Genomic DNA, 5,062 nt, shown 5'->3' with positions numbered 1-5,062 from the left:
TGTTGACACGAAGCCAGGGGATTCATCCCCTGGCGGACCCCGGCACAGATTAAAATCTGCGCCTGGCGGGGACCAAACCGGCTGGAAGCCGGTTCAGCCGGCAGCGGGCAAACCTGCTTCAGCAGGTTTGTTGACACGAAGCCAGGGGATGAATCCCCTGGCGGACTGGGACCACGCTCTCCGCACCACCCACGATTCCAGTCTGGCGTAAATACCACGGCAGAAATTTGGCGGCAGTGCCCCTGGTGGAAACCATCGGCGAATTTCTGCCGGGATTTGCTACTGGGGCGGGCGAGGCCAGTTGGGCAGCACCCAGGTGATCTGGTAGTCGGGCGGCGGCGGCCAGAGCAGGTAGACGTCCACCCACCTGTTCCACAACACCAGGTTGTCGTCGTCGTAGCCCAGGTCAATGCGGCGGGCCCGGATGGCGCTGCCCGTGTCCAGGGCCTGGCCCACGCCGTACCCTGGCACGTACACCTGGCTGCGCAGGGGGATGATGCGGGGATCCACCGCCACCACGCCGAACCGCATGGGCTCGCCGGTGAAGGTCCGGCCGTAGTAGGAGGCATCGGGCGAGACGCCGGCGGTGCTGGCACTGTAGCTGGAGGCCGCCATCCGGATCTTGCGCCAGTAGGTGTACTGGGTGCCGTCGGCTGCGGTAAAGACCTTCGGCTCGATCTTCTGGCCGTAGGCGATCACCCGCTGCTGGGGTTCCTGGGCCACCCAGGTGTCCAGCAACTCCCGGGCCACCTCCTGACCATTTTCATAGCGGACCCGATAGCGGCTGCGGGTGATGCCGTTGGCGCCGGCGTTGATGACCTGCTGGGTGTCGATGGGCAGGTTCGGATCCGGCACGTAGACGGTCTCGTAGGGCGCGATCTCCTCGGTGACGTGGATGTCCTCCTGGATGCGGGTGACCTTGACCCGGATCTCGTCGTAGAGGGGCGTGTCCAGCCCGGGCTCCACCTGATCCAGGCCGGCCACGCCAATGCCCATGGCGGTGAGGGCGTCGGCCACCGTCTCGCCCCGGGTGCGGGTCTTGATCAGGCGGCCGTCCACGTCGATGTAGAGAGGGGTGCTGCGCTGGATGCGCACCCGCAGGCCGCTGGTGACGGGGCTGCCCAGGCTGGGGTCGACCCGGTCGCCCAGGTAGATGGTGATCTGGGCTTCCCGCAGGGCCTCGCCCACGGTCTGGGCGGTGGTGCGGACGGTGAAGGGCAGGCTGCCGTCGTCCACCACGATGGGCACGGAGCGGATCACCCGCAACTGGATGGGCTCCAGCCGGGCCTGGTTCCAGGCGTGGCCCCGGTCGTAGGTGGCGGCCATACGGGTCACGGCGGGCTCTGGCAGGGGGGCGTCGTGGGCCACGGGCACGCCGTTGAGCAGGATACGGTCGTAGCGGTCCACATATTCGCCGGCGTCGGCCAGGATCTGGGCCGGCGTTTCGCCCCAGCTGGCGATCTGGAGGTCCCGGCCATCCACCAGGAGGCGCACGGGCCGGGCCCGCTGGACGGTGATGGTCATATCCCGTTGCAGGGGCGTGTCCGGGGGAGGGGAGACCCGGTCCTGGGGCTGGAGGGTCAGGCCCAGGTCCAGCAGCAGGGCGGCCACGGTGCGCCGGTGGGTCCAGACCTGTTCCTGGATGCCGTCCACGGTGACGTGGATGGGCCGGGCCGTGAGCTGCCAGGTGGCCCACAGGGCTGCCGCCAGGACGAGGGGCAGGGCATAGGTCCCCAGGCGAGCCAGGTAGGGACCCACGCCGCTGCGCCGGGCCTGTTGGAGGGCATGTTTCCAGGTAACGGTGGCCATGGCGGCTGCACAATCTCCGGCGTACTGAACGAATTGGACAACGGGCCGGCTGCACGGGGACAGCCGGCAACAGTGTCTAATTGTATCTATTCAGGCCGGGATTGCCAAAGGGGGGGGCGCCCGCTACAGATTCCTTCGATTGTTCAGCCAGGTCCGAATCAGTGTATCGCGGCTAAAATCAGTGGGGGGTCGCTCGCGCAGCGGTTCCAAGCGCTCGCTGAGTTCGTCCAAGCGCCTCTCGATACCACTGAAGTCGGCGTTCATGAGCTTTTCCTCTCGAAATATCCTGGCGCTGCATCCGGAGGAAGGGTCAGAGATCGCCGTAACGCCAGTGGGATCGACGTGGCAACCACCGGCATCTCGTCCCGAACGCGGCCGTGGCGCCGTGTTGGGGCGAAAAATTTTTCGCCGCTACCTGGTCGCCGAAGAGTTCCTTGGTCTCTTTGCTGGAGTGGAAATCCAGGGCCAGTTGTGGTGCCTGGGTCTGATAGGCGTCAATCCACTGGAACGCCTGCCTGTCCACGCTGAGCCCCACCAGGATGCGGATCTTCTCCACATCGTCCAGCGCGTCCTGGAGCAGGTGGAATCCGCTGGTGTGGAAATATCCCACCAGGACGTCGAAGAATTGGACATACTGCAGGGTGGCTTTGAAGCGATCTAACAGGGTGGCGTTGGGTTCGTTGGTGAAGAAGGTTAAATCGTTGGGCATGGGGTGTTCGGTGTTTTGGCGTCACCTGACGGGCGTGCAAGCTTGCTCCCAGTATACCGACATCTCCAGGGGACGGCAACCTGGGCTGCTGGGAAATCATTCCAGATTGTCCGGTTCGTCAGGTCGTGTTAAACTTGCTTTTACATTTTATTTTCAGCCACAGATTCCACGGATTACACCGCATCGGAGGATGCTCCTCCGTCCATGGGCAACCATCGCGACGCGGTGCTGGCATCCTCCGATGCCAACCCAGTAGCTACGCAGCCGTCGCCGTCCCTCCACCTGTCCGGATTGGATACAACACGTCCGTAGGGCGGGCCTCCGGCCCGCCGTGGGTGGCTATAAAATCTGTGAATCCGTTGGGTGGCTTTGGGTGAAAGAGCAAAATGAAGGCAACAAAGTTATTACTTGCTGGATGGCAACAAGCAGTAAGAGAATGGGTTTCTATTACGAGAAATAGTGGAACGCAGAAAGCAGGTGGCGAGCTAAGTGCAGGCCGTCCAGCAGACTGCGCCGTGCTCGGCTATAACTACGTTCAAACATCGCTGGCAGTGGGAGATGAAAACGACGGCTTACTTCAGAACAAGTGTCATGGCTCGTCGGCCCTATCTTGTGATGGAATGGATTGAGCACGTTCTAAAGAATCCTATTCGTACTGAAGTGCAACCCAATGGACGCATCCGCTATTGGGGGTATGTGGCCGAGATGGACAAGTACCTCCGAGTTGTGACAGAACCGGATGGAGAGACCGTGCATAACGCTTTTTTCGACCGTCGCTTCAGTCCTTGATGGGGAGAGGGCGATGATTTTCGAATATCATCCTGAGACCGACATGTTGTATATCAAATTGATTGAAGGAGTCAGTACCGAGTCAGAGGAGATCGCACCAGGGGTTGTGCTGGACTTTGATGAACACAATCGTGTTATAGGGATTGAGATTGAGGATGCCAGCAAGCTCATTGATCTATCAAAATTGGAGTTGAGAGCCCTTCCTGTCGTTCATTTGATCCTGACTGAGAGGGCTTCTGTAAAAGCATGAAGTGTTGGATATAACCTCCACGTCGCCCCTCAACACGCGCCTGCACCTGATGTCGCTGTACTGGGCAGGCGAAGCGCAGACCGTTGGACAGAATAAGGACGCAAAATGAGCACGGAAATCAAAACGTGGCAAGTCATAAAGGGTAAACTTCAGCCGGTGGCAACATCGCTTGCAGAAGCCGGGCGCAAAGAAGCCCAGGATTTGGAAGAATGGATTGTTTCCAACCCCGCCATCATTGGAGCTGGGATCGCTATCATTGGCAGACAAGTTCCGACCAAATCCGGACCGCTGGACCTGCTAGGAATAGATAAACATGGCAACACAATCGTCATTGAGTTGAAGCGTGACAAGCTGCCGCGAGATGTTTTGGCTCAGGCTGTTGACTATGCTTCGGACGTTGCCGAGTGGAGCATAGAAAAGCTGAGTGAGATTTGCACACAGTTTATAGGCAAAAGCCTTGAAGATCATCTGGTTGAAAGTTTTCCCGACATAAATTTAGAAAATCTGAACATCAACGAGACGCAACGGATAATCCTGGTCGGGTTTGGAATAGAAGGGGCGTTAGAGCGCATGTTGAATTGGTTATCAAATGCTTATGGGGTAAATGTTAATGCTGTCTTGTTGCAATATGTGCGAACTGCACAAGGAGATGAGTTACTTAGCCGAGTTGCGGTGATTTCCGAAGAAATGGAACAGCAACGCAGTCAGCGGAAGAAATTCCAAATCCCCATGTCAGATGAACCAGGGGACTATTCAGCGGAAGTTCTGAAACAAAAGCTGAAGCAGTACTTGATGCAAGACCTGTGGTCTGCGAAGCGGATCAGGAGAGTTTTATTGCCCGTACTATTACGGGACGGGAAGGCAACACGAGACCAACTGAAGAAAGAATTTGTCCAGATGGGCGAAGCAGATACCGAGAGAAATGCCGGTTATTTTCTGTCGCTTATTTCACAGCAAGTCGGATTGGCAAGAAATGATTTCCTGCGCCAGGTCGTTGGGTATGAATATCATCCAGATATGCTGTGGATGAAAGAAACTTACTTTATCTACGAAGAGTACCGAGACTTGGTTCGCGAAGTTTTACATGAGTTGAATGGGAATTAATTCTGCCCACTGCTGCACCGGATCTCGCTTCGCTCGGAGGGTAAGCGGCGCGGTTTGCCTGCGCTGGTGATAGTTGACAGGGGTTCTGGGCCTGTGCCTCTCGGTAGGTGAGCCACACGTTAAGCCGTTTGGGTTCTCAAGCAGGCTTGATACAAATGTTGCGGCGAGATTTCCTCAAAGTATTCAACATTACCTCGCTTAGCCTCTTAACGCGTGCGCCAACAGAGCATTCTTCATTGCCGCCACGACATTATGAAGCCCCTAACTTTTCTCCCATGGTTCGCTCAAATCTAGATGGGTTTAGCAGATTGTAGTAAACTCTCGCCATGAGCGAGAGACTGATAGTAACGAATGAACGAGTAGATGATATTCCCTTGCTGCTGGCCCAGATGGAACGGATG

General features: G+C 57.7%; 6 protein-coding genes. 4 read left to right on the top strand and 2 right to left on the bottom strand.

Features of this window, described 5'->3' with window-relative positions:
* Positions 1-279: 279 nt before the first annotated feature.
* A complete protein-coding gene (locus FKZ61_RS23490) occupies positions 280-1,809 on the bottom strand; it encodes a ubiquitin-like domain-containing protein (RefSeq protein WP_141612599.1) in 1,530 nt (509 codons plus the stop codon).
* A 310-nt stretch (positions 1,810-2,119) separates the two neighbouring features.
* Positions 2,120-2,518 carry a phospholipase D-like domain-containing protein gene (locus tag FKZ61_RS23485; protein ID WP_141612598.1) on the bottom strand — a complete coding sequence of 133 codons (399 nt, stop codon included), beginning with the start codon at positions 2,516-2,518 and terminating at the stop codon, positions 2,120-2,122.
* A gap of 386 nt (positions 2,519-2,904) precedes the next feature.
* Between FKZ61_RS23485 and FKZ61_RS23480 the strand changes: the two genes are divergently transcribed.
* The 4 genes from FKZ61_RS23480 to FKZ61_RS23470 all read left to right on the top strand — a co-directional run bounded on the left by FKZ61_RS23480 (position 2,905) and on the right by FKZ61_RS23470 (position 4,661).
* On the top strand, positions 2,905-3,147 hold the full coding sequence (locus FKZ61_RS23480; RefSeq protein ID WP_170200244.1) for a hypothetical protein: 243 nt from the start codon (positions 2,905-2,907) through the stop codon (positions 3,145-3,147).
* Positions 3,077-3,307, top strand: coding sequence for a hypothetical protein (locus FKZ61_RS24575; RefSeq protein ID WP_141612597.1), 231 nt, complete (start codon positions 3,077-3,079; stop codon positions 3,305-3,307). Before FKZ61_RS23480 ends, FKZ61_RS24575 begins: the two co-directional genes overlap by 71 nt.
* Before the next feature lie 13 nt (positions 3,308-3,320).
* On the top strand, positions 3,321-3,557 hold the full coding sequence (locus FKZ61_RS23475) for a DUF2283 domain-containing protein (protein WP_141612596.1): 237 nt from the start codon (positions 3,321-3,323) through the stop codon (positions 3,555-3,557).
* Positions 3,558-3,662: 105 nt separating this feature from the next.
* Positions 3,663-4,661 carry an endonuclease NucS domain-containing protein gene (locus FKZ61_RS23470; protein WP_141612595.1) on the top strand — a complete coding sequence of 333 codons (999 nt, stop codon included), beginning with the start codon at positions 3,663-3,665 and terminating at the stop codon, positions 4,659-4,661.
* The last annotated feature ends 401 nt before the right edge of the window (positions 4,662-5,062 follow it).

Origin of the sequence: Litorilinea aerophila (assembly GCF_006569185.2) — a bacterium.
Classification (GTDB): domain Bacteria; phylum Chloroflexota; class Anaerolineae; order Caldilineales; family Caldilineaceae; genus Litorilinea; species Litorilinea aerophila.
Note: the sequence above shows the minus strand (reverse complement) of the source record. Positions and strands in the feature narration are given on the sequence as shown.